Here is a 23,587-nt window from a genome sequence, read left to right as displayed (position 1 = left end):
CCGTGGGTACGACCCGGTCGGCACCCGCCCCCGCCGCCGCCACCGGTCCGGGTGCCGACCGGGTCGTACCCACGGTCGGGCCGGTCGCTGCACCCGATCTGCACCTCATGACCTACAACGTCCGTCGCCGCATGCCGCAGGTGCTGACCACCCGTCACGCGCTGGCCGACCGGTGGTCGACCCGGTTGCCGGCACTGCGCCTCCTGCTCGAGGCCGAGCGACCCTCGGTGCTCGGACTCCAGGAGGCGCTGCCCGACCAGTCCGCGCAGCTCGCGGACGCCCTCGGTGCCGACTACGCCTCGGTCGGCACGGGTCGCGACCGCGACCGCGGCGGCGAACGCGTCGAACTGCACGTCGACACCACCCGCCTGCGGATCGTCCGCCACGAGGCGCTCTGGCTCTCGGCCACCCCCACGGTGCCGGGGTCGCGCTCGTACGGCAACATGATCCCCCGCACGGCCGTCCACGCCGAGCTCGACGACCTCGTGACCGGGGCCCGACTGCACGTGGTCGTCACGCACTTCGACCACCTCTCGGCCCGCTCGCGGCGTCACTCCGCCGTGCAGCTGCGCACCTTCACCGACGCCCTCGACGGACCCGTCGTCGTGATGGGCGACTTCAACGCCGTGGTCGACTCCCCCGCGCACCGCGAGCTGACCCGCGGCAGGCTGGTCGACAGCCGCATGGTGGCCGACGCGCGGCTCGACCCGGGCTGGGGCTCGTTCTCGAACTACGGCCCGCCCCGCACCGGCGGCCGCCGCCTGGACTGGCTGCTCGTCGACACCGGGGCCCACGTCGAGCGGGCCGGCGTCGGCGGGGTCCGTCCCGGCGGCGTCGCCCCCTCCGACCACGACCCCGTGCACGCCGTCGTGCGCTGGCCGTCCGGGCACGCCGCCCCGCGTCCGCCCGAAGACCCCACCGCCGAGCACGGCCCCGTCGAGCACCGCACCACCGAGCACGGCCCCGTCGAGCACCACACCGCCGAGCACCGCACCGCCGAACACCGCCCCGAGGAGTCCTGAGATGTCCACCGTCGCCGAGACCTTCCTCCGCCGCCCGCACGGGGTCCTCGAGTACGTCGCCGACGCGGTGCGCGTGGTCGCGGCCCTGAGCGTCGTCGTCGCAGGCATCGGCTGGGGCGCGGTCGAGATCGCCGTGCTGATGCTGGCGCTGCTCGGCACCCTCGTGCCCCGCATGCTCGGCCTCCGGGCGAGCGTCGACCTGATGGTCGGCGTCGCCGCCCTGGGCGCCGCCTGGAGCAGCGTCTTCGAGCTCTACACCCGGGTCACGGGCTACGACACGGTGGTGCACTTCCTGCTCAACGGCCTGCTGGCCGCGGTGTTCGTCGTCCTCGCCCGCCGGGCCGGCTGGATCGCCTCGTCGGGCGACACCGGTGGACGAGGAGGCGCGGGTCGCTCGGCCCGCGTCGGCTCAGTCCTGACGACGGTCGCGTTCGGCCTGGCGGCCGGCACCCTGTGGGAGATGGGCGAGTGGGCGGGCCACACCCTCGTCGACTCGGCGATCTTCGTCGGTTACGACGACACGATCGGCGACCTCGCCGCGGGAGGCCTCGGCTCGCTGCTGGCCGGGCTGGCGCTGCCGTTCCTCGTGGGGGGCGACGTCCGCGGTGGAGCCGCCCGCGCCTCCTCGTCCGGAGCCGGTGCCAGAGCCGATGCCGATGCCGGTGCGGGTGCCGACGGACCCGGGGTCGACGCCGTCGGCCACGGCCGCCCGCGCGTCCACCACCGCTGACGGCGTCCAGCCGAGCCGCGTGAAGACGCCGGCCGGGTCGGCGCGCAACCAGCGCGACCACGGCAGGCCGTCGGTGCCGTGCACCGTGAACGAGTGCAGCGCCCGGTACGTCCGCAACCAGGGGGCGTTGCCCGGGTCGAGCGGCCGGGCCGAGATGCCCGTGACGACGTCCCGGCGGTAGGCGATGCGGCCCCGCCCGGCGAGTTGGCGGTCGCCGAGGTGCAGGGCGAGGTCCATGTCGTCGTGCAGCAGGGTCTCGTGCCGGTGCACCTCGTCGCGCACGTCGAGCCAGGCGGTGCGGCGCATCATCATCGTCGAGCCGAACAGCGGCCAGTGCGCCAGGGCGGCCCCGATCACGAGGTGGTAAGCGCCCACGTAGAGGGCAGAGAGCAGGCGCTCGACGCCGACGGGTGCGTCGTAGAAGCGGGCGTTCGTGCTGACGGCGAGCACGTCCGGATCGTCGACGAGGGTGCCGACGAGGTCGGCGACCCAGGTGCGGGGCAGGACGCTGTCGGCGTCGACCCGACCGATGAGGTCGACGGGTGGGGTGGCGGCCGGTCCGGCCCCCACGCCGGCGGCGGCGTCGTAGCCCGTGCTCGCGGCCGCGGCGATGCCGACCTCGGCCTCGGTGACCACCCGGGCACCGTGTCGCAGGGCCACCTCGACGGTGTCGTCGGTGCTGCCGTTGTCGACGACGATCACCTCGTCGGGCACCCGGGTCTGCCGCGCGAGCGAGCGGAGGCAGGCGTCGAGCAGGGCTCCGTCGTCGCGGACGGGGACGACGACACAGACACGCACTCGCCCATCCAACCCGGTCGGGGCGGGTCACGTCGAGCGTTCACACCCGAGGACGTCGCCGAGACCCGTCGGCGCACACGGGGGTCTCGGCGGTTCTGCGGGGTCTGGCCGCACGCCCGCCCGGCGAGAGCAGACTCGGCGCATGATCCCGACCGCCGCCGAACCGATCGTCCCCATGCTCGCGAAGGCCGTGGCCGACGTGCCCGAGCCCGACTCCGACGAGGGCGGGCTCGTCTACGAACCCAAGTGGGACGGGTTCCGCGGCATCGTCTACGCGGAACGCGCCGACGCCGACGACCCCGACGCCCCGCTCACCGTCGAGATCGGCAGCCGCGGGTTGAAGATGCTGACCCGCTACTTCCCCGAGCTGGTCGAGGCCCTCGCCCGCCTCCTGCCGGGGCCCTGCGTGCTCGACGGCGAGATCGTCGTGCGCACCGGCGACCCCGGCCACGAGCGGCTCGACTGGGACGCGCTCGGCCAGCGCATCCACCCGGCCGCCTCGCGCGTCGCGAAGCTCAGCGCCGAGACCCCTGCGATGTTCGTCGCGTTCGACCTGCTCGCCCTCGGCGGGCGCGACCTGCTCGACACCCCGTTCGCCGAACGCCGCGCGCTGCTGCTCGAGACGCTCGGCCCCGAGGGAGGCCCCGACGGAGGCGCCGAGGGAGGCGCCGACGGCACGGCAGGAGGCGCGGACCACCCCCTGCACGTCAGCCGGGCCACCGACGACGTCGCGACCGCCCGTCGGTGGCTGACCGAGTTCGAGGGCGCCGGGCTCGACGGGGTCGTGGCCAAGCCGGCCCGCGCCTCCTACGCTCCGGGCAAGCGCACCATGCTCAAGGTCAAGCACCACCGCACCGCGGACGTGGTGGTGCTCGGCTACCGCGTCCACAAGAGCGGTTCGGGCGTGGGGTCGCTGTTGCTCGGGCTGTACGACGCCGACGGCGAGCTGACGAACGTCGGAGGCGCGTCCGCGTTCTCGGACGCCCGTCGCCTCGAGCTCGTCGACGAGTTGGCGCCGTTCGTCGACCGCGACGACGACGGCGAGGTGCGGCACGCCGAGACCGAGCGCAGCCGCTTCTCGTCGGGCAAGGACGTGTCGTTCGTCCCGCTGCGCCCCGAGCGCGTGGTCGAGGTGCGGTACGACCAGATGGAGGGCTCCCGCTTCCGCCACACCGTGCAGGTCGAACGGTGGCGCGACGACCGCGAGGCGCGTTCGTGCGGTTTCGACCAGCTCGAGGTCCCGGCGGCGTACGACCTGGGCGAGGTGCTCACCTAGGCGACCCGCGCTTCGTCGGGCACAGGGCACCGCGTTTCGTGCACCGCACCCCGACGAGACGCGGTGCCGTGCACGAGACGCGGTGTGGTGCGGGTCAGTCGGCGGCGGGCTTCCGCGCACGGCTGGGCTGCACGCGGGGCGGCTCGCCGGGCATCTTCGGGAAGTCCGGCGGGAAGGGCAGTTCGCCGAGGCCGTCGGCGACGTCGCGTTCCCACCAGGCGAGCAACGTGTCGATGCGCCCCGGCGACTCGTGCATCGAGCCCCACGGGTCGCCATGGGTCTGCAGCCGCTCGGGCACCGTCAGCACGGTGTGCTCGGCCGGGTCGATGCCGGGCAGGTCGTCCCACGTGACCGGCAGGGACACGGAGGCGCGGGGCAGCGCCCGGGGAGACCAGGCCCCCGCCATGGTGCGGTCGCGATTGGCCTGGTTGTAGTCGACGAAGAGGCGGTCGCCGCGTTCCTCCTTCCACCACGCGGTGGTGACGCGATCGGGGGTGCGGCGTTCGAGCTCGCGGGCGGCGGCGATCACGGCGTGCCGCACCTCGAGGAACTCGTGCGTCGGCTCGATCGGCGCGAAGACGTGCAGGCCCCGGTTGCCGCTCGTCTTGACGAACGCGGTGAGACCGGCCTCGTCGAGCACGGCCCGGAGGTCGAGCGCGGCCGTCACGGCGTCCGCGAAGCTCGTGCCCGGCTGCGGGTCGAGGTCGATGCGCAGCTGGTCGGGCAGGTCGGGCTGCTCGGCGCGCGAGGCCCACGGGTGGAAGACCAGGGTGTTCATCTGGGCCGCCCAGACCGCGGCGGCGGGCTCGTCGATCACGAGCTGCGGGTGCACGCGGCCGCTCGGGTAGGTGACGTCGACGGCTCGCACGTAGTCGGGCGTGCCGCGGGGCGGGTTCTTCGAGAAGTACTGGTCGCCGTCGACGTCGCCGCCGAACCGCTGCAGCGAGATCGGACGGTCGCCGTTCGCCGCGACGAAGGGCGTGCCGACCTCGACCAGGTAGCGCGCCAGGTCGAGCTTGGTCACGCCGAGGTCGGGCCAGAGCACGCGGGACGGACTGCTGATGCGGACGTCGCGGTCGCCCACCCGCAGGGTCGTCGCCTCGGATGCCATGTGCGTGACGCTAGTCCCGTCGCGCCGCCGGGGCACGAGGTGCCGGCGTTCACGGGGTGTTCACCCGGGCGTCGCTTCCGTCCGAGATGGTTCGGTCCACACCCGACGAAACGGACACCCGAATGCGCACGCCCCTGCTCCGCCTCGGCGCCCTGACCCTGGCCGGCTCGATCGCCGCCGCCGGGCTCGTGGCCACGAGCGCCCTGCCCGCCCTCGCGGCCGACGCCGACGTCGTCGTCAACGAGATCGACACGACCGACGACTGGGTCGAACTGCTCAACACCGGCCAGACCCCGACCGACGTGTCGGGCTTCGTGCTGCGGGACGACAAGGACACGCGGACGCTCGCGCTGCCCGCGGGCACGGTCCTCGCCGCCGGCGAGCGCCTGGTCGTCGACGTCGCCGACGACGCCGTGTGGGGCGCCGCCGCCTACGGACTCGGACGCGCCGACGCCGTCCGGCTCTACGCCGCCGACGGCACGACCCTGCTCGACTCGTACGCCTGGACGCAGTTCCCGACGACGACCTACGGCCGCTGCGCCGACGGCACCGGCGAGTTCGCGACGACGGCCGCCGGGACGCGAGGCACCGCCAACGAGTGCGCGACGACACCGGCTCCGACCGACCCGACGGACCCCGCCCCGACCGACCCGACGACCCCCGCCGTGCCCGCCACGACCGACGTCGTGATCAACGAGGTCGAGTCGAACGGCGACGACACCGACTGGGTCGAACTGACGAACGTCGGGACGGTGCCCGTGGACGTCTCGGGCTACACCTTCCGCGACGAGGACGACGTGCGCACGCCCTTCACCCTGCCCACCGGTTCGGTCGTGCAGCCCGGCGCCTTCGTCGTGATCGACCAGGCCTCGGGCTCGAACCCGGTCGGCTTCGACTTCGGACTCGGCCAGCCCGACTCGGCACGACTGTTCGACACGGCGGGCACGCTCGTCGCGTCGTACGCCTGGAGCGTCCACAGCACCGTCAGCTACGGCCGCTGCCCCGACGGCACCGGCGAGCTGACGACGACGACCGCGACCACGAAGGGCGCGGCGAACGACTGCTCGTCGCCCGTGCGCATCAACGAGGTCGAGAGCCAGGGAGGCACGCCCGGCGACTGGGTCGAGCTCACGACCGTGGGCACCTCGTCGGTCGACCTCGGCGGCTACGTGCTGACCGACTCCGACCCGACGCACCGCTACGTCGTCCCCGCCGGGACCGTCGTCGCCCCCGGCGGCTTCGTCGTCCTCGACGAGCAGACCCCGACCTCGGCCGGCTTCGACTTCGGACTGGGCGGTGCCGACTCGGTGCGCCTGCTGCTGCCGGACGGCACGACGGCGGCCGACGGTTCGACCCTCGCCGACGAGTACTCGTGGACCTCGCACGCCGCCACCACCTACGGCCGCGGCCCCGACGGCACGGGCGACTTCGCCGTCACGTCGGCCCCGACCAAGGGCTCCGCCAACACCTTCGCCGGCGTCTCCGTGCCGACGGCCTGGCCCGGCGGACCCGACGAGGTCCCCCTGGACGACGAGGGCACCTTCACCGGTGACCTGAGCGGTCTCGACTACGAGCCGACCGGCACCGCGACCCCCGGCACGCTCTGGGCGGTGCAGAACGGCGACGGCCTGCTCTACCGGATCGTCCCGGACGGCGCCGGCGGGTGGGCCCCGCAGACGACCGACGGCTGGGCTGCCGGCAAGAAGCTGCTGTACCCGAGCGGGGTCGCGACCGACATCGTGGACGCCGAGGGCGTCACGGTCGCCGACGACTCGTCCGCGGGCGGCATCTACGTGTCGACCGAGCGCAACAACGCCTCGGGCTCGGTCAGCCGCCCCTCCGTGCTGCGCTACGACGCCTCGAGCCCGGCCACGACCCTGGTCGCCACCGACGAGTGGAACCTCGCCGCGGACTTCCCCGGCCTGGGGGCCAACGCGGGCCTCGAGGGCATCACCTGGGTGCCCGACGCCTGGCTGACCGAGGCGGGGTTCGTCGACGAGGCGACCGGCGCCTCCTACGACCCCGCGACGTACGCCGGCCACGGTGACGGGCTCTTCTTCGTCGGCGTCGAGGGCACCGCGAGCGTCTACGCCTACGCCCTGATGGACGACGGTTCGTTCGAGCGCGTCGCCACGATCGCGACGTCGTTCGCCCTGGTCGCCGACCTGCAGTTCGACGCCGACCTCGACGCGCTCTGGGTCGTCTGCGACGAGGCCTGCTCGGGCCGCACGGCGCTGTTCTCGGTCGACGAGTCGGGGGCGTTCGCCGAGGACGTCGTCCACGAGGCACCGGCGAACGCCGACCGCGGGCTCGCCAACGAAGGCTTCGCGATCGCCCCGGCGGCGACGAGCGTCGACGGGTTCCGCCAGACGTTCTACGCGGACGACAACGACACCGACGGGTTCTCGCTGCGCGCCGGGACGTTCCCCGGCGTGGCGGCCGAGCCCGGGACGCCCGGCGACCCCGGGACGCCCGGGACTCCCGGCACGCCCGGCGACCCCGCCGCCCCCGCCGATCCCGGCACGGGCGTGACGCCGATCGGTCAGGGCTCGGCCCCGGCGACGATCGACGGGCAGCTCGCCTTCACCGGTTCGGACGCTCGGTGGGCAGCGGCCGCGGCCCTGCTGCTCGTGCTCGCCGGGGCGGGCACCCTGATCGCCCGCCGGCGTCGACTCACCCGCGACTGAGGCACGACGCCCCACGACCCCGTGTCGAGCGATGCACCCGGAAGCGTCCGGGCGCGTCGCTCGACACGGGGTTCGTCGTCGTGCGGCGTCCGTGCGACGGCCGGAGAGGCCGACGGGTGAGCGGGTCAGCGGGTGAGCGGCGTCGCCGTGCCGGTGACCGTGACGCCGCCGACGACCGGGACGTCGACCACGAGGCGGCTCGGACGCCCGACGTGCCGCCCCTGCCTCACCACGACGCGGGCAGGAGGCGCGATCAGGTCGAGCGCGCGGAGGTAGCCGCCCAGCGACGCGGCCGCCGACCCCGTCGCCGGGTCCTCGGTGAGGGAGCCGACGGGGAACAGGTTGCGTGCCTCGACCACGGTCGCCCCGGACGCGTCGACACCCTGGGCGTGGATCACCGTGATCGTGCCCGCCCAGCCCCGTTCGTCCATGAGGGCCCGCACGGCGACCGGGTCGAACCCGAAGGCGTCGAAGACCCGCTGGTCGCGGACGGCCACCACGGGGTGCCGGTTGCCCGCGAAGGACTCCCGCAGCGGACGACGCTCGTCGAGGTCGGCGTGCGTGAGGCCGAGCAACGCCAGCAACCGGTCGGCGACGGTCGGGTCCAGGTCGCGCACGACGGGGTCGACGCTCGTGAACGACGCCGTCACCGGGCCCGCGACGGCGTCGGCACCCCCACGCGAGGTCTCGATCACGACCGGCCCGACCGCCGTCTCGAGCGTGAACGCTCCGACCCCGCGACGCTCGGCCAGGGCGACGGCGGTGGCGATCGTCGCGTGGCCGCAGAACGGGACCTCGGCCCCGGGCGAGAAGTAGCGCACGGCCACGTGCCGGTCGTCGCCGGCGCGGGACGGATCGACCACGAACGCGGTCTCGGCGTACCCCACCTCGGCGGCGATCAGCCGCATGTCGGCGGCCGAGAGGGCCGACGCGTCGAGCACGACGCCGGCCGGGTTGCCGCCGCCCGGTCCGTCGGCGAAGGCCGTGAGGTGCAGCACCTCGACGGTCGGGGCGGACGGCGAGGGAGCGGCGGGGCCGGCGGGAGGCGAGGGTCTGGGGTCGGTCACGACGCCACTGTGCCGCACCGCGCCTCCTCGTCGCCAGCGCCACCTCGTGCCGGGTGGCCGGCCCGGACCTCGCGACCGTGCCGGACCGTGTCGGACCCCGAGCCGCCCCGCACGACCCGACCGGCCTCGAGCCGCACCACGCGGTGCGCGGCGTCGAGCAGCAACGGATCGTGCGAGACCGCGAGCACCCCCGTGCCCCGGGCCGCCTCGTCGAGCAGCGTGGCCCGGATGCGGTCGGCGCTGTCGGCGTCGAGCCCGGTCGTGGGCTCGTCGAGCAGCAGCAGGTCGGCCCCGCGCGCGAGTCCGTGGGCCAGGAGCGCACGCTGCCGCTGGCCACCCGAGAGCGCGGCGAAGGGTCGGGGCGCCAGGTCGGCGACGTGCAGGCGCTCGAGCGCCTCGTCGACGGCGGCGCGGGCTCGACGGTCGAGGGGACGCCACCGGCCCACGCGACCCCAGGCACCGACCGTCACGACGTCGCGCACGGTGACCGGGAGCCCGTCCGGGATCGACGTGCGCTGCGGGACGAAGGCGATCGTCGACGTCGTCGAGCGCGTGCCCGACGACGGTTCGCGGACGCCCGCGACGACCTCGAGCAGCGTCGACTTGCCGGCGCCGTTGGGGCCCGCGACCACCGTCAGGGCACCGCTGCACACCTCGAGGTCGACGTCGGCCAGGGCCACCCGGTCACCGAACGTGCACCCCACCCCGAGGAGGCGCGCCAGGGACGAGGGAGCGGCGGCGGTGGTCGTCGTCATGCCGTCAGCCTAGTTGATAAGCGTTCTCATTCTCAGCTACGGTCGTGTCTCGTGCCCTTCCTCTCCACCGCCGTCCTCGAGCCGTTCTCGCTCGACTTCGTCCAGCGCGCCCTCGTCGGCGGCGGCCTCGTCGCGATCCTCTGCGGCGTCGTCGGCACCTGGGTCGTGGTCCGCGGCATGGCCTTCCTCGGCGAGGCGCTCGCGCACGGCATGCTGCCCGGCGTCGCCCTCGCGACCGTGCTCGGTGCGCCCGTCCTCGTCGGCGGGGCCCTCAGCGCCGTCGTCATGAGCCTCGGCGTGGCGGCGCTGCAACGACGCGGTCGCCTGTCGTACGACACGAGCATCGGCCTCCTCTTCGTCGCGATGCTCGCCCTCGGCGTCGTCGTCATCTCGCACTCGGGCAGCTTCGCCACCGACGCCACGTCGATCCTGTTCGGCGACGTCCTCGCGATCACGACGGCGGACCTCGGCCTGCTCGCCGGCGCGACGATCGTCGGCGTCGGCCTCGCGGCCGCCTTCCACCGCCCCCTGCTGGCCCTCGCCCTCGACCCGCGCCTGGCCGCCGTGCTGGGGCTCGGTCCGCGCTCGGCCCAGGCCGTGCTCGTGGGACTGGTCACGCTCGCCGTCGTCGCCTCGTACCAGGCCGTCGGGTCGTTGCTCGTCGTCGGACTGCTGCTCGCACCGGCCGTCGCCGCGGGCCACTGGACGACGCGCCTGCCCACGCGGATGGTCCTCGCCTCGGCCGTCGGCGTGCTCGCCGTCGCCGTCGGCTTGCTCGTCTCGTGGCACGCCGCGACGGCCGCCGGCGCCTCGATCGCGGCGACGGCCATCGCGTTCGCCGGCCTCTCGGGGGCCGGCCACGCCGCCCTCGGCCGTCGGCGGGCACGTCGGGTCGACACCGCCGCCCCGGGTCGCACGGGCACGGCGCCCGTCGCGACCCCCGTCTCCTGACCGGGTGGTCGTCGTGGCCGTCGGGGCGTCCGACGACTCGGGGTGGGTCTCGTGGATCACGCATCGACGTTACGGACCGCACGGCGCACGAGTCGACGCCCAGTCCGGGGTACACGGGTGCCGCTGCGTCGGTCGCGTCGCCGGATGACACGTCAAGGATTGAGTTCTCAGGGAGACCCGCGTATACCTCAGGTAACGGGGAACGCCCGCACGAACCGATCACGTGTGTCCAGGTGCCTCCTCTTCCCAGTCAGGTGGCGCCATGCCCCGTTCGACGTCCCCTTCCCTCCTCGCCCGCTCGGGGCTCGTCCTCGGCGTCGCCGCCGCCCTCACGGTGGCCTCGGCCCTCCCCGCGAGCGCCGCGAACGTCATCGACGGCCCCGTCGACCTCGGGTCGGCCCGCAGCTACGCCGTGCTCGCCTCCTCGACGGTCACCAACACCGGCCCCAGCGTGGTGAACGGCGACGTCGGCCTCAGCCCCGGCTCCTCGGTCACCGGGTTCGACGCCGGTGGCCCCGGCGTGATCGTCGGGGGCGTGCAGCACGTGGCCGACGAACCCGCGCGGCTCGCGCAGCAGGACCTCACCTCGGCCTACGACGTGGCCGCAGCCCTCACCCCGCAGGAGAGCAACGTCGTCGACCTGGCCGGTCGGTCGCTGTCGCCCGGCGTCTACTCGGGGGACGCGGTGCAGCTCACCGAGAACGGCAGCCTCGCGTTCGCCGGCTCCGATCGGTCGGTCTGGGTCATCCAGGCCGCGAGCACCCTGACCATCGGCGCGAACACGACCATGACCTTCTCCCAGGGCGCCAGCGCGTGCAACGTGTTCTGGCAGGTCGGCAGCTCGGCCACCCTCCTCGCCGACGCGGACTTCCGCGGGACCATCCTCGCGCAGGAGTCCATCACCGCGACGACGGGTGCGACCGTCGTCGGACGACTCCTCGCCCGCACCGGCGCCGTGACGCTCGACACCAACACCCTCACCGTGCCCGCGGCCTGCCCCACGGTCGGCACGCCGTCCGAGACCGTCGCACCGACCATCACGTCGGGCAGTCCGACGACCGCGACCGAGGGCACCCCGTACTCGTTCACCGTCACGGCGACCGGTGCCCCGGCCCCGACCTTCACCGTCACCACCGGCACCCTGCCGGCCGGCCTCACGCTGAACGGCACCACCGGCGAGATCTCGGGCACCCCGACCACCCCCGGCGACACCACCGTCACCATCACGGCCGACAACGGCACGACGCCGCCCGACACCGCGGACTACACGATCACGGTCACCCCGGCCGACGTCGTCACGCCGCCCCCGGGCGACGGCGGCACCCCTCCCGGCACCGTGACTCCCCCCGGCGCGACCACGCCTCCCGGGACGACCACGCCTCTCGGGACGACCACGCCGTCGACCCCGGCCGTCCCCGTCTCCGACCGGAACGGCACCGGCCCCCGCGGCGACCTCGCCTACACGGGTGCGGACACCACGCTGCCGGTGATCGGCGCCGGCCTGGTCCTGCTCCTCGGTGCCGCCCTCGTCACCGTCACCGCCATCCGACGCCGCCGCCTCGCCCGGTCCTGACCGGCGGGTCCACCGGAGGCGCCTCGCTCGACCGACCCGCGCCTCCTGACCGAGGCCCCGGGCCCGGATCCCCGGGCCCGGGTCCCCGGACGCCGGACGCCGGTCGACGGCCGCCGGTCGACGTTCACCGGCCGGCCGCGTACCGCGCTCTCACCTCGGCCGCCGTCGAGGCGACGTCGAGGACCGTCGTGTCGTCGAGGTCGCCCCGGAAGTGCTTGCTGGTCGGCGGCGAGGGCCAGGGCGCGTTCACCGCGTCGTAGCCGATGCGCCAGTAGCCTCGGGCGTTCTCGGCCGCCGCCTGGGACGACGACCCGACCGGTGCGCCGTCCACGTAGAGCGTCATGCCCGAGGAGTCCAGGGTCGCCGTCGCGAGGTGCCACGCACCGTCGGTGTACGTCGACGGGCTCTGCAGGGTGAAGTACCCGCCGCTGTAGACGCCGAAGATCAGCGTGCCCCGGTCGGTCAGGTAGAGGTGACGGTCGTACTGTCCCGACGCGCCCGCCTGGCTGTTCCCGAAGCCGATCAGCTTGCCGCCCGTCGTCGTGGTCGTGCGGAACCAGGTCTCGACGGTGAAGACCTGGGGGCCGTCGATGTTCAGCCCCGTCGTGACCTGACCGTCCACGCCGTCGAGCCTCAGGAACGGGCCGTCACCGGGGGCGCACGTGCCGCCCGTGATCGTGGCCCCGGGGGTGAGGGTGCCCGGTCGTCCGTTGCCGCTGCTGTCGCGCGCGGTCGTGCCGACCCCGTCGTTGAACTGGTAGGCGAATCGCGCCTGCGCCGCGACCGGGCGGTCGAGGCAGGCGAACCGCGAGGTGGCGAGCACGGTCGAGGTCGAGGTCGTGGCCGAGAACGCCGCGTGGCTCGAGCCGACGACGAGGAAGAGCACGGCCACCCCGGCCACCACGGTGAGGGCGACGCCCGAGACCCGGGCCGCGCGCGACCGCCCCGACGGCTGCGTGGGCGCACGGTGACGGGACGGGGCGAGGGGGTCGACGACGTTCTCGCTGGTCGGCTCGAGCCGCGTCGCCGCGAGCAGGAGCAGCACGACGAGGGACACGACGAGCACGCCCACCACGCGGTCGCCGCCGTGCCAGAGCATCGGCGACCCGATGGACGGCACGAGCAGGACCCCGACGCCGTGCACGGCCTCGGCGGCGACGGGGCTCGAGTCGACCTCGGCGTTCGCGTCGCCCTTGAGTCGCAACGACCCGTCGTCGGTCGTGTCGACCAGACGGTGCAGCCGCAGCTCTCCGGCCCGGTCCGGATCGTCGACGAGCAGCACCTGCCCCGCGTCGAGGTCGGTCGTGTCGACGGGCATCGCCACGACCACGTCCCCGGCGGCGATCGCGGGCGACATCGACCCCGTGACCACGGTCGTGGGCGACCAGCCCCAGAGGGCCGGGACGGCCGCCCAGAGCAGGAGGCACACGGCCGTCGTCAGGACGACCCGCGCGATCGTCGCCAGGCACAGCGCACCCCAGAACGACAGGTCAGAGCGGACCTGCGGGGTGGTGGCGGCGGGGGCCGCGAGGGTCGTCATGTCGGCGTGTTCCGGCTCGGGCGTCGTGTCCCGCGTCAGCGGGTCTGGGCCTCCCAGGTGAAGGCGATCGCCGCGCGCGAGTCCTGACCGGTGTTCGGCGTCGACTGGCTGAGCGCGTACGTGAACTTGAACGAGCGGGACTCGGCGGCCGTCCCGTCCGGTGACCAGGTCGGGGCGCCGGTCGCGTAGCCGGTCCGCTGGCTCGCGAAGTCGGCGAGGGTGCCCGAGAAGACCTGCGCACCCTGGCTCGCCGGGGTGAAGCCGTCACACGAGGCGCTGGACGCGCCCGACCCCTGTTGGATCGTCAGGTCGAGGAAGGACGAGAGCGAGTTGGTCGTGGTCGCCGCGGTGCCGTAGAGCCGGACCGACGAGGGCAGGCTGCCCGTCGAGGTGACCGTGATGCACCTCGTGCCGGTGTCACCGGGCATCAGGCCCGAGGCCGAGAACAGGGCGACGTCGGAATCGTCGTCCGTGAGCTGCACGGTGCCGGTCGACCAGTTGCTCGTCGGGTTCGAGGTGGTGGCCGAGAAGGCCGAGTACGACGCCGTCGAGATGATGGCGCCGGAGGCGATGACGGCGACGGGCACGGCGGCCCAGCGGGCACGGCGGGTCCAGCGGGCGCGGCGGAGCGATCGGGACATGTCGGGGAGTCCTTCGGGTGGGGGGCGCCGAGGCCCCCGTGGTGCCTGTCGGGAGGGGGCTGTGACGTCTCGGCACGGTGCCGATGGGGCGACGGTACCGAGGGATCGTCGACTCGGTAAGGGGCGTCGTGTCCCCAGTCAGGGGGAACCCCCTGTACCCCGCCGGGGCGCACCGGCCGGAGGTCAGCGTCCGCGGCCGGCCAGCAGCGCGTGCAGCAGGGGCACCGCCGAGGTGGCCATGAGCACCGTGCCGACCACGTCGTCCCCGCTTCGCAGGACGGCCCCCGCGATCAGCAGGGCGGCGAAGAGCACGGCCGAGACCACCCGCCGGGCGGTCCGCTCGATGCGGGTCAACTGGCGCTCGATCCGGGGGCTGCCCACCTCGAGCGTGCCGTCCTCGAGGCGCGTGACGAGGTGGTCGAGTCGGCCGGGCAGACGCACGGCCACCGTGGCGGCGTCGAGGGTGCGGCGCGTGACGTCCTGCACCGCGTTGCCGCGTTCGTCGCGGATCAGCTGGGCCGCGTAGGGCTCGACCGAGTCCCACAGGTTGAACGCCGGGTCGAGCGCGCTGGCGACCCCCGAGGTCAGCGTCATCGCCCGCAGCACGAGCAGGAAGTCCTCGGGCAGCTGGAACGGCAGCGACCGGATGAGGTCGCCGAACTGCCCGGCGAACTCGCGGTACTCCCGCGGGTCGACCTGCCGGAGTTCGGCGAACCCCATGCCGCCGAACCGGGCGAAGGTGGCGGTCACGGCCCGCTCGAGCCCGAGAGTGTCGGCGCTCGGCAGCAGGACGCCGAGGTCGCGCATGGCGTTCACCATGCCCGAACCGTCACGCGAGGCCGCCGCGATCAGCAGCTTGCGCAAGCCCGTCCGGGTGCCCGTCGGCACCTCGCCCATCATGCCGAAGTCGATGAAGGTGAGCTTCCACGGTCGCTGCCCGTCGACCGCGTCGGGCACGGGCGTGACGAAGATGTTGCCGGGATGCGGGTCGGCGTGGAAGAACCCGTGGGTGAAGAGCTGGTCGAACATCACCGCGGCGAAGACGGGGGCGACCTCGGCGGGGTCGATGCCGGCGGCGGCGAGCGCGTCGACGTCGGTGATCTTGATGGCCGAGACGTCGTCCAGCACGAGGACGCGACGCGTGGTGCGCTCCCACACGACGTCGGGCACGCTCACCCGGTCGTCGTCGGCGAAGTCGGCGGCGAAGCGGGCCGAGTTGGCGGCCTCGTTGAGGTAGTCGATCTCTTCGAGGCTGGTGCGCGCGAACTCCTCGACGAGGGCGGGGGCGTCGACCCGGTCCGACACCAGCCGGACGTGGCTGAGCCAGCCGCCGACGCGGCGGAGTGCGGCGAGGTCGACGTCGACCACGGCGTCGATGCCGGGCCGCTGCACCTTGAGCACGACGTCCGTGAGGCCCGTGTCGGCGGCGTCGACGGGCCCGAGCGTCGCCCGGTGCGCCTGGCCGAGCGAGGCGGCGGCGATGGGCGACTCGGCGACGGTGGCGAAGACCTGCCCGAGGGGTCGGCCCAGCTCGGCCTCGGCCAGGGCGCGGATGCCCGAGAAGGGCACGGGCGTGACCTCGTCCTGCAGCCCCTCGAGCTCTTTGGTGATCTCGGGCGGCAGCACGTCGAGGCGGGACGACAGGTACTGGCCGACCTTGATCATCAGACCGCCGAGGTCGAGGGCCAGGGCGTGGAAGCCCCGGGCGAAGCGCCGCATGCGCCGGGCACGCGTGCGCTCCGCGAGCCGCCGCAGGCCGAAGCGGGGCAGGACGAGTTCGAACCACCAGGTGACGGCGAGGTGCCGCGACGCGAACCGTAGGATGCGACGGTAGCGCGCGCGACCGGCCCGGTCACGCACCGGAGGACTGGACGCGGAGGGGTCGGTCGACGCCACCCTCGTCAGTCTCGGGCGAGGATCGAGTAGATGCGACGACGGGCCTCGTCGAGCACCGCCACCGCCTCGTCGACCTGCTCGGGCGAGCCCGTCCGGCCGACCTGCGCCGTGGCGCGGGCCAGCTCGACGCCGGCCTTGGGCAGGGCGCGGAACCGGTCGCCGGTGGCGGAGCGCTCGGGCTCCCACGGAGCCGACGGGTCGACCCCGGCGGCGGCGCGACCGGCCTCGGTGAGCGAGTAGACCTTGCGGCCGTCGGTCTCCTCCGCGGCGACGAGCCCCTCGTCGGAGAGCAACTGCAGGGTCGGGTACACGGACCCGGCGCTGGGCTTCCAGTCGCCGCCGCTGCGCTCGTCGATCTCGCGGATGATCTGGTAGCCGTGCATGGGGCGTTCGGCCAGCAGCGCGAGGATCGCGGCCCGCACCTCGCCCCGCGGGGCACGGGTGCCCTCGCGGCGGTCGAAGGTCGAGCGGAGCTGCTCCATGGCCTGCCACATGCCGTCGAGGCCGGTGCCGAAGCCGAAGGTGCCGGGTGCTGACGTGCTGCTCATGGTGTTCTCCTTCTCGAGGGTGGAACGGGGTCGAACGATACCCGGACGATATACCCCCACCGGCGGCCCGTCAGGGCTGACGTCCAGGCAGGAGGCGCGGCCGCCGAGATCCCGAACGGTCCTGTTCTGGGGGTCCCCGCGCACTCGTTCGGGGGGTTCGGGCGACCGGACGAGGGTGGTTGAGTTCCATTCGTGGGTATGAACCCCCACCGACGGCGCGTTGCCGTCACCTCTCCGGCGTTCCCCGACGTCCGCCGGCGAGCCCTGCTGCCTCGGCGTTCCCCGACGTCCGCCGAGGCGGCAGGACCTCCGTCGTTCCCCGACGTCCGACGGAGCCGTACGTCCCTCGGTGACGGTCCGCGCCTCCGAGATCCCTGGAGTCCGCCATGCCCTCGTTCCCGACCCGCCGCCTCGCGGCGACCGCCGCCGCCGCGGCCCTGCTGTTCACCGTCCTGGTGACCGCCCCCGCCCAGGCCGCGACCCCGTCGCCCGCCCCGGCCGCCACCGTCCCCACCACGACGGCCGCCGCCTCGACGGCCACGTCGGGCGTCTCGGCCGACCTGTCCGGCGACATGATGACGGTGCCCGCGGCGCCCCTGCTGAGGGCCCAGACCGACGACGACGTGTCGCCGACGACCGGGGTGACGGACCACCCGGTCTACGTCAGCGTCGCCGCGGCGACGGCCGCGACCTCGGACGACTCCCCCACGCCTCCCGACGACGCCGCGATCCGCGCCGCCGTGACGCAGCTGCACGACTACTGGTGGGCGGAGTCGGGCCACACCGTGAACGTGACGCTCGCCGGCATCGAGACCCGGTCGCTCGACCAGGCGTCGTGCGTCCCCGCCACGGTGCTCAACACGGTCCACACCTCGGCCTTCGGCGGACGGTTCGCCCGGTACGCGTGGGCCGGCACGAACGAGCACCTGATCGTCCTGAGCCGCGAGACCTGCGGGACGACGGCGACCGCGTTCGGCACGGTCGGCGGCGACGGCGGCGAGGTCTTCAGCTCGTACGGAGCGGGCAACACGCTGGGCGTCCCCGTGCTGCTGCACGAGTTCGGCCACAACCTCGGCTTCGGCCACGCCGGTGCCGGCATGTGCCGCAGCACGACGTCGTTCGACGGGGCCGCGAGCGACTACCGGTACGCCACGTCGACCGACTCCCCCACCACCTGCCCCGTGCTCGAGTACGGGGACTTCCTCGACATCATGGGCTACTCGGTCTCGTCGTCCCGCCCCCACCTGTCGTCCGTCCAGCGGGTCCGCGCCGGTTACCTGACCGACGTCACCACCCTCAGCGGGGCGGGCACGACCCGCCAGGTCACCGTCGCCTCGCTCGACGGTGCCGCGAAGGGCCGCGCCGTCAAGGTGGTCGACCCGGTCAGCGGTCAGGACTACTACGTCGAGTACCGCACCGCGACCGGAACGGACGCCACCAGCCCGGAGTTCGGCGGACGTTCTCCGTCCTGCGCCCTGGTCGGATCGGGCTTCACGCGCTGCGCGCTCACCAGCGACAAGACGACCGGCAGCGTCCGGGTGCTCCGACCCCTCACCCTCGCGGGCAGCACGGTGTCGACCGTCGCCCTCGCGGTCGGCCTCGACGCCGGGCGCGACCCCAGCCGTCGCGACACGCACCTCGACGCGGGCGAGTCGTTCACCAGCGCGAACGGCGGGTTCACGGTGTCGGTCCGCTCCATGACCCCGTCGGGCGGAGCGGTCCTCGACGTGAGCCTCGCCGGGGGGTCCGCCAAGGTACCCGCCTCCGCTCCGGCCCCGACCCTGTCGGCCCCGGCGCCCGCGACCGCGCCCGCGACGACGACCAGTCGACTGAGCGTCGACCGCACCCGCCAGACCCACGGCTCGACCACCCCGATCACGACGACCACCCAGGTCGTCGCGTCGGACGGCTCGGCCCCGAGCGGGACGGTGACGCTCCGGGACGGCACGGCCGTCGTCGGCAGCACGAAGGTCGGGTCCGACGGGCGCGCCACGGTGACCCTGCCGGGGACGACCGCGGCGGGCACCCACCAGCTGCGCGCCTCCTTCGTCCCTGCCACGACGACGCAGTCCGGCTCGGACTCGGCGGTCGTCGGCGTGACCGTCGACAAGGCCTCCTCGTCCAGCGCGTTGACCCGCGGGACGACGGGGATCACCAAGAACAAGGCGGCGACGGTCACGGTCACCGTGTCGGCCCCCGGCGTCCCCCGCCCCACCGGCACCGTGACCGTGACCTCGGGCGGCAGGACCGTCGGCACCGCCACCGTCTCGGCCGACGGAGCAGGACGCGTCACCGTGCCGGTGGGGACCTTCACCCGCGGGGGCACGTACGTCCTGTCCGCGTCGTACGCCGGGTCGGGCAACGTGTCCGCCAGCGTCTCGAAGCGGATGATCGTCGTCCTGCGCTGACGAGCGCGGCGCCGAGTCCGCTGACGCACGCCACGCCTCCTGCCCTTGCGCTCCGCGTCGGCCCGGTGGCCTCCCTCCCTGCCCGCGGCGCGACGACGAACCCGGTTCCGAACGATGCACCTAGAAGCAACGGGGTGCATGGTTCGGAACCGGGTGCGAGGCGGCAGGAGGCGCGGGTCGGCGACCAGCGGAGGTGCGGGCCGGCGACTCACGACGCCCCCGCGCGTGCCTCAGTACTTGGCGGACTGCCCGCCGTCGATGGGCACGACGGCCGCGTTGACGTAGGTGGCGTCGTCCGACAGCAGGAAGGCGACGACCGAGGCGATCTCGTCGGCCTTGCCGTAGCGCTTGGTCGGGTTGATCTGGATGAACTGCTCGGCGGCCTTCTCGGGGTTCTCGGCGTCGATCTGACGCATCGAGGCCTCGACCATGGGCGTCCAGATGGCGCCGGGGGCGATCGCGTTGACGCGGATGCCGCACTCGCCGTACTCGACGGCCGAGTTGCGGGTCAGGCCGACGACGCCGTGCTTGGCCGCGGCGTAGCCCGACTGGTTGCCGACGCCGCGGATGCCGCCGACGCTCGCGGTGTTGACCACGGCACCGCCGTCGCCCTGCGAACGCATGACGCCGAGCACCTTCTCGAGGCCGAGGAACACCCCGCGCAGGTTGATCGAGACGACCTTGTCGAACTCGTCGGCGCCGAACCGCTCGGTGAGGTTCTGCTTGCCCTCGATGCCGGCGTTGTTGAAGAACGCGTCGATGCGCCCGAAGCGCTCGACCGTCGCCGACACGTAGCGCGCGACGTCGTCCTCGCTCGACACGTCGGCGACGACGGTCAGCACCTCGGCCCCGGGGACGGCCTCGAGCACGGCGGCCTGCGAGTCGGCGAGGCCCTTCTCCGAGACGTCGACGAGGGCGAGCTTCGCGCCCTCGCTCGCGACGCGGACGGCGGCGGCCCGGCCGAGGCCCGACCCTCCGCCGGTGATGAGGACGACCTTGTCGGTGAAACGCTCCATGGGACGGGCTCCGGTTCTCTCGTTCGGTGAGGCCCGACACGGCGCCGGGCCAGTCGTCGCGCGACCGTGCGCGACTCGCCGTAAGGCTACACATGTCGCCTTACTGCGCCCTGACCGTGGTGGCCGCGCCGCGCCTCCCGCCGCCCCGCGCCGCGCCTCCCCACGACGCGACGAACCCCGTTCACGAAGACGAACCACGAGAAATCGGGGTTCATCTTCGTGAACGGGGTTCGGGGCGCAGGAGGCGCGGGCCCGCGACCCGAGGAGGCGCGGGTCAGCGCCCGGCGCGCGTCCCGATCTCGACGCCCACGATCCGCTCGTCGGCGATCGTCACGGGGTACGCGTCGCCCGTCAGCCGCACCGTCGCCTCGGCCTCCCGCTCGGCGCACGAGCCGCCGACCCAGAGCTCGACGTCCCCGGGCTCGACGACCCGTCGGTGCTGCCGGTCGGTCAGCGCCAGACGGGCGGTGGGGACGCGGAAGACGACCCGCGCCTCCTCACCGGGTCCGAGCGCGACGCGCGCGTAGCCGAGCAGCTGCGCGACGGGCCGGGTGACCGAGCCGACGACGTCGTGCGCGTAGAGCTGCACGAGGTCGGTGCCGGGGCGGTCGCCCGTGTTGGCGACCGTCACCGAGGCGACGAACGAGCCACCCGCCGGCACCTCGGCCGAGTCGACGACCAGGTCGGAGCGTCGCCACGAGGTGTACGACAGCCCGTGGCCGAAGGGCAGCACCGGCGTGCTGTCGGCGCTCGTCACCTCGGACGGCCCGCCGAGCACCGGGTGCAGGTACGAGAACGGCTGCGCGCCGGCCGACCGCGGCAACGACACGGGCAGGTGCCCGGACGGCTCGACGCTGCCGGTCAGGACGCCGGCGACGGCGGCCCCGCCCTCCTCCCCCGGGAAGAACGCCTGGACGACGGCGGCGGGCGCCCCCGCACCCGACACCGCCCACCCGATGGCGTACGGCCGGCCCGAGAGCACGACCATGACGGTCGGCGTGCCGGTGGCGACGACGGCCTCGACGAGCTCGCGCTGCACCCCGGGCAGCTCGAGGCTCTCGACGTCGTTGCCCTCGCCGACGGTGCCCCGGCCGAACAGGCCGGCCCGGTCGCCGACCACGACGACCGCGACCGCAGCGCCCCGGGCGGCCTCGACCGCCGCGGCGATGCGTGACCGGTCGTCGCCCTCGACGTCGCAGCCGGCCTCGACGGCCACCTCGGCGGAGGGCAGCTCGATGCGCAGGGAGGCGGCGACGGTCGGCAGGTCGATGCCGAGCGGCACGCCGGGGTGGTGCGCCAGCACGTGGTTGACGAACGAGTAGCAGCCCATGAGGGCCTCGGCGCTGTCGCCGTTCGGGCCGACCACCGCGACCGACGCCGGGCCGGTCCCCGCGACGTCGGCACCACCGGTGGCACCCGCCGACCTCCGCACGAGCGGGAGCACGCCGTCGTTCGTCAGCACGACGACCGACTCGTCGGCCAGCCGCCGCGCGACGGACCGGTGCTCGGCCGAGTCGAGGTCGATCGCGGTCGGCGGCGCCGTCTCGAACGTCTCGTCGAGCAGCCCGAGCTCCTCCTTCTCGGCGAGGACGCGGATCACCGCCCGGTCGACCAGCGCCTCGTCCACGTCTCCGGCCCGCACCCGCTCGGCCAGGGGCGCGAGGTAGGCGTCGCCGGTGGGCAGCTCGACGTCGATGCCGGCCTCGAGGGCCAGCGCGGCGGCCTCGCCCCGGTCGGCCGCGACGGCGTGCATCACCTGCAGGAACGCCACCGAGAAGTAGTCCGACACGACCACGCCGTCGAACCCCCACCTGCGGCGCAGCACCTCGGTCAGGTACGACGGCGTCCCGGCGACCGGCACCCCGTCGATCTCGGCGTACGAGTTCATCACCGACCGCACCCCGCCGTCGAGCACGGCCATCTCGAAGGGCGGCAGCAGCACGTCCTCGACGAACCGCGGTCCGACCTGCGCCGGTGCGTGGTTGCGCCCCGCCGCCGAGGTCGAGTAGCCGACGAAGTGCTTGAGCGTCGCGTGCACGCCGGCCGCCTGCAGCCCCTTCACGTAGGCGGTGCCGATCGTGCCGACGACGTAGGGGTCCTCGGCGATGCACTCGTCGACCCGACCCCAGCGGGTGTCACGGATGACGTCGAGCACCGGCGCGAGACCCTGGTGCACGCCGAGGTCGCGCATGGACCCGCCGATCAGCCGGGCCATCTCCTCGACCAGCTCGGGGTCGAACGACGCGCCCCAGGCGAGCGGCGTCGGGAACGTCGCGGCCTGCCAGGCGGCGAGGCCGGTCAGGCACTCCTCGTGCACCAGCGCGGGGATGCCCAGTCGGGTCTCGTCCCGCAGGCGGCGCTGTTCGCGCCACAACCAGGAGGCGCGCTCGACGGGGTCCACCGGCCGCGTCCCGTAGACCCGCGTCAGGTGCCCGAGCCCGTGCCGGGTCGCCTCGACGTAGTCGCCCGACGTCGCCATCTCGCCCTGCATCGGGGCGACGTTCTCGGCGCCCTGGTCGACCCACCAGCCGACCAGCTGGGCGAGCTTCTCGTCGAGGGTCATCTCGGCCAGCAGCGACGCCACCCGGTCGGAGGCGCGGGGTTCGCCGACCGTGAGGGCCTGCGGTCGGTGAGCGGTGTCGGTCATGTCGGCTCGCGCCTCCTGGTCTGTGACGGTGTCGGTGGCGGTCATCCCTTGACCGCCCCGGTGAGCCCGCCGACGATGCGGCGTTCGAAGAGGCTGAAGAAGATCAACGCGGGCAGCATCGAGAGCGCCGTGAAGGCGAGAACCCGTGCCGTGTCGACCGAGTACTGCGACGAGAACGCCTGCACGCCGAGCGGCAGGGTGAACGTCGACGGGTCGTTGAGGATGAACAGCGGCAGCAGGTACGAGTTCCAGGCACCGATGAAGGCGAGGATGCCCACCGTGATCACGCCGGGCAACGACAGCCGGACGACCATGCGGAAGAAGAAGCCGAGGCGGCTGCAGCCGTCGATGAACGCGGCCTCCTCGATCTCGTCGGGGATCGCGCGGAGGAACGGCACGAGGATGATGATCGTCGTCGGCAGGGCGAAGGCGATCTGCGGCAGGATGACGCCGGCCAGCGAGTTCGTCAGGCCCAGGTCGCGGATCACGAGGTACAGCGGCGTGATCGCGACGGTCATCGGGAACATCAGGCCCGCCGCGAAGAGCGCGTAGAGCACCCCGCGACCGGCGAACCGGTACCGCGCCAGGACGTAGCTGGCGGCCAGGCCGAGCGCCACCGTGCCGATCGTGGTCGCCCCGGCCGAGATCAGCGAGTTGCCGACCTGTCGCCAGAACGTGCCGCCGGTCAGGACGTCGAGGTAGTTGCCGACCTGCCACGGGCTCGGGAACCCGGACGGGTCGGTCGTGATCTGCGCGTTGGTGCGGAACCCGCCGATCACGATGAACGCGACGGGCGCGAGCATCGCCACGATGACGACCACCGCGACCACGTACGCGACGCCGCGTCCGGGGTCGGCGATGCCGCGCCTCCTGCGGGTCGACGGCCGGGGCGCCGCGGGCGCGGGGGTGCCGCTGCGGGGG

The 23,587-nt window shown here is 74.0% G+C and carries 17 protein-coding genes; 6 read left to right on the top strand and 11 right to left on the bottom strand.

The features are described from left to right. Nucleotides 1–1,022 (top strand): endonuclease/exonuclease/phosphatase family protein (locus ARTHRO9V_RS00290; protein ID WP_236556796.1); only part of this gene is annotated, 1,022 nt, incomplete at its 5' end. A gap of 409 nt (nucleotides 1,023–1,431) precedes the next feature. On the opposite strand, the gene ARTHRO9V_RS00285 is transcribed toward ARTHRO9V_RS00290, so the two are convergent. Continuing rightward, nucleotides 1,432–2,550, bottom strand: coding sequence for a glycosyltransferase family A protein (locus ARTHRO9V_RS00285; RefSeq protein ID WP_236556794.1), 1,119 nt, complete (start codon nucleotides 2,548–2,550; stop codon nucleotides 1,432–1,434). Nucleotides 2,551–2,692: 142 nt separating this feature from the next. On the opposite strand from ARTHRO9V_RS00285, the gene ARTHRO9V_RS00280 reads away from it, so the two are divergent. Beyond that, complete coding sequence (locus ARTHRO9V_RS00280) at nucleotides 2,693–3,826, top strand: ATP-dependent DNA ligase (RefSeq protein WP_159824806.1); 1,134 nt, start codon at nucleotides 2,693–2,695, stop codon at nucleotides 3,824–3,826. Nucleotides 3,827–3,920: 94 nt separating this feature from the next. On the opposite strand, the gene ligD is transcribed toward ARTHRO9V_RS00280, so the two are convergent. After that, on the bottom strand, nucleotides 3,921–4,937 hold the full coding sequence (gene ligD, locus ARTHRO9V_RS00275; RefSeq protein WP_123570679.1) for a non-homologous end-joining DNA ligase: 1,017 nt from the start codon (nucleotides 4,935–4,937) through the stop codon (nucleotides 3,921–3,923). 122 nt (nucleotides 4,938–5,059) lie between these two features. Here ligD and ARTHRO9V_RS15910 point away from each other — a divergent pair, with 122 nt between their 5' ends. Beyond that, entirely contained in the window at nucleotides 5,060–7,624 is a 2,565-nt protein-coding gene (locus ARTHRO9V_RS15910; RefSeq protein ID WP_201298891.1) for a lamin tail domain-containing protein, read from the top strand. 125 nt (nucleotides 7,625–7,749) lie between these two features. Here ARTHRO9V_RS15910 and ARTHRO9V_RS00265 read toward each other — a convergent pair whose 3' ends face one another. Both ARTHRO9V_RS00265 and aztA read right to left on the bottom strand, forming a co-directional pair. After that, nucleotides 7,750–8,691, bottom strand: a complete 942-nt coding sequence (locus tag ARTHRO9V_RS00265; RefSeq protein WP_123570861.1) for a PhzF family phenazine biosynthesis protein — start codon at nucleotides 8,689–8,691, stop codon at nucleotides 7,750–7,752. Beyond that, nucleotides 8,688–9,446 carry a zinc ABC transporter ATP-binding protein AztA gene (gene aztA / locus ARTHRO9V_RS00260; RefSeq protein WP_159824804.1) on the bottom strand — a complete coding sequence of 253 codons (759 nt, stop codon included), beginning with the start codon at nucleotides 9,444–9,446 and terminating at the stop codon, nucleotides 8,688–8,690. The genes ARTHRO9V_RS00265 and aztA overlap by 4 nt, the downstream gene beginning before the upstream one ends. A gap of 51 nt (nucleotides 9,447–9,497) precedes the next feature. Between aztA and aztB the strand changes: the two genes are divergently transcribed. Together aztB and ARTHRO9V_RS00250 are read left to right on the top strand one after the other, a co-directional pair. Further along, complete coding sequence (aztB, locus tag ARTHRO9V_RS00255) at nucleotides 9,498–10,397, top strand: zinc ABC transporter permease AztB (protein ID WP_159824802.1); 900 nt, start codon at nucleotides 9,498–9,500, stop codon at nucleotides 10,395–10,397. Between the two features lie 262 nt (nucleotides 10,398–10,659). Further along, on the top strand, nucleotides 10,660–11,970 hold the full coding sequence (locus tag ARTHRO9V_RS00250; protein WP_159824800.1) for an ice-binding family protein: 1,311 nt from the start codon (nucleotides 10,660–10,662) through the stop codon (nucleotides 11,968–11,970). Between the two features lie 124 nt (nucleotides 11,971–12,094). On the opposite strand, the gene ARTHRO9V_RS00245 is transcribed toward ARTHRO9V_RS00250, so the two are convergent. From ARTHRO9V_RS00245 to ARTHRO9V_RS00230, 4 genes are all read right to left on the bottom strand, one after another. Further along, a complete protein-coding gene (locus ARTHRO9V_RS00245; RefSeq protein ID WP_159824798.1) occupies nucleotides 12,095–13,510 on the bottom strand; it encodes a LamG-like jellyroll fold domain-containing protein in 1,416 nt (471 codons plus the stop codon). A gap of 35 nt (nucleotides 13,511–13,545) precedes the next feature. After that, the gene (locus ARTHRO9V_RS00240) at nucleotides 13,546–14,151 is read right to left on the bottom strand and encodes a hypothetical protein (protein WP_056047117.1); all 606 of its coding nucleotides are present in this window, start codon (nucleotides 14,149–14,151) and stop codon (nucleotides 13,546–13,548) included. 183 nt (nucleotides 14,152–14,334) lie between these two features. Beyond that, complete coding sequence (locus tag ARTHRO9V_RS00235; protein ID WP_236556793.1) at nucleotides 14,335–16,011, bottom strand: AarF/ABC1/UbiB kinase family protein; 1,677 nt, start codon at nucleotides 16,009–16,011, stop codon at nucleotides 14,335–14,337. A 41-nt stretch (nucleotides 16,012–16,052) separates the two neighbouring features. Beyond that, nucleotides 16,053–16,595, bottom strand: a complete 543-nt coding sequence (locus tag ARTHRO9V_RS00230) for a PadR family transcriptional regulator (protein WP_056047119.1) — start codon at nucleotides 16,593–16,595, stop codon at nucleotides 16,053–16,055. Nucleotides 16,596–16,981: 386 nt separating this feature from the next. Between ARTHRO9V_RS00230 and ARTHRO9V_RS00225 the strand changes: the two genes are divergently transcribed. After that, nucleotides 16,982–19,003, top strand: a complete 2,022-nt coding sequence (locus ARTHRO9V_RS00225; protein WP_159824794.1) for an Ig-like domain repeat protein — start codon at nucleotides 16,982–16,984, stop codon at nucleotides 19,001–19,003. Between the two features lie 230 nt (nucleotides 19,004–19,233). Here the strand turns inward: ARTHRO9V_RS00225 and ARTHRO9V_RS00220 are convergent, their stop codons facing one another. The 3 genes from ARTHRO9V_RS00220 to ARTHRO9V_RS00210 all read right to left on the bottom strand — a co-directional run bounded on the left by ARTHRO9V_RS00220 (nucleotide 19,234) and on the right by ARTHRO9V_RS00210 (nucleotide 23,526). Next, the gene (locus tag ARTHRO9V_RS00220; RefSeq protein WP_159824792.1) at nucleotides 19,234–20,019 is read right to left on the bottom strand and encodes an SDR family oxidoreductase; all 786 of its coding nucleotides are present in this window, start codon (nucleotides 20,017–20,019) and stop codon (nucleotides 19,234–19,236) included. A 274-nt stretch (nucleotides 20,020–20,293) separates the two neighbouring features. Beyond that, nucleotides 20,294–22,666, bottom strand: coding sequence for a beta-glucosidase (locus tag ARTHRO9V_RS00215; protein WP_159824790.1), 2,373 nt, complete (start codon nucleotides 22,664–22,666; stop codon nucleotides 20,294–20,296). Nucleotides 22,667–22,707: 41 nt separating this feature from the next. Further along, entirely contained in the window at nucleotides 22,708–23,526 is an 819-nt protein-coding gene (locus ARTHRO9V_RS00210) for a carbohydrate ABC transporter permease (protein WP_236556800.1), read from the bottom strand. Nucleotides 23,527–23,587 lie beyond the last annotated feature (61 nt).

Source organism: Frigoribacterium sp. 9N, from assembly GCF_902506305.1.
Taxonomy (GTDB): Bacteria; Actinomycetota; Actinomycetes; order Actinomycetales; family Microbacteriaceae; genus Frigoribacterium.
The sequence above is the reverse complement of the archived record's forward strand: the minus strand, read 5'-3'. Positions and strand labels throughout refer to the sequence as shown.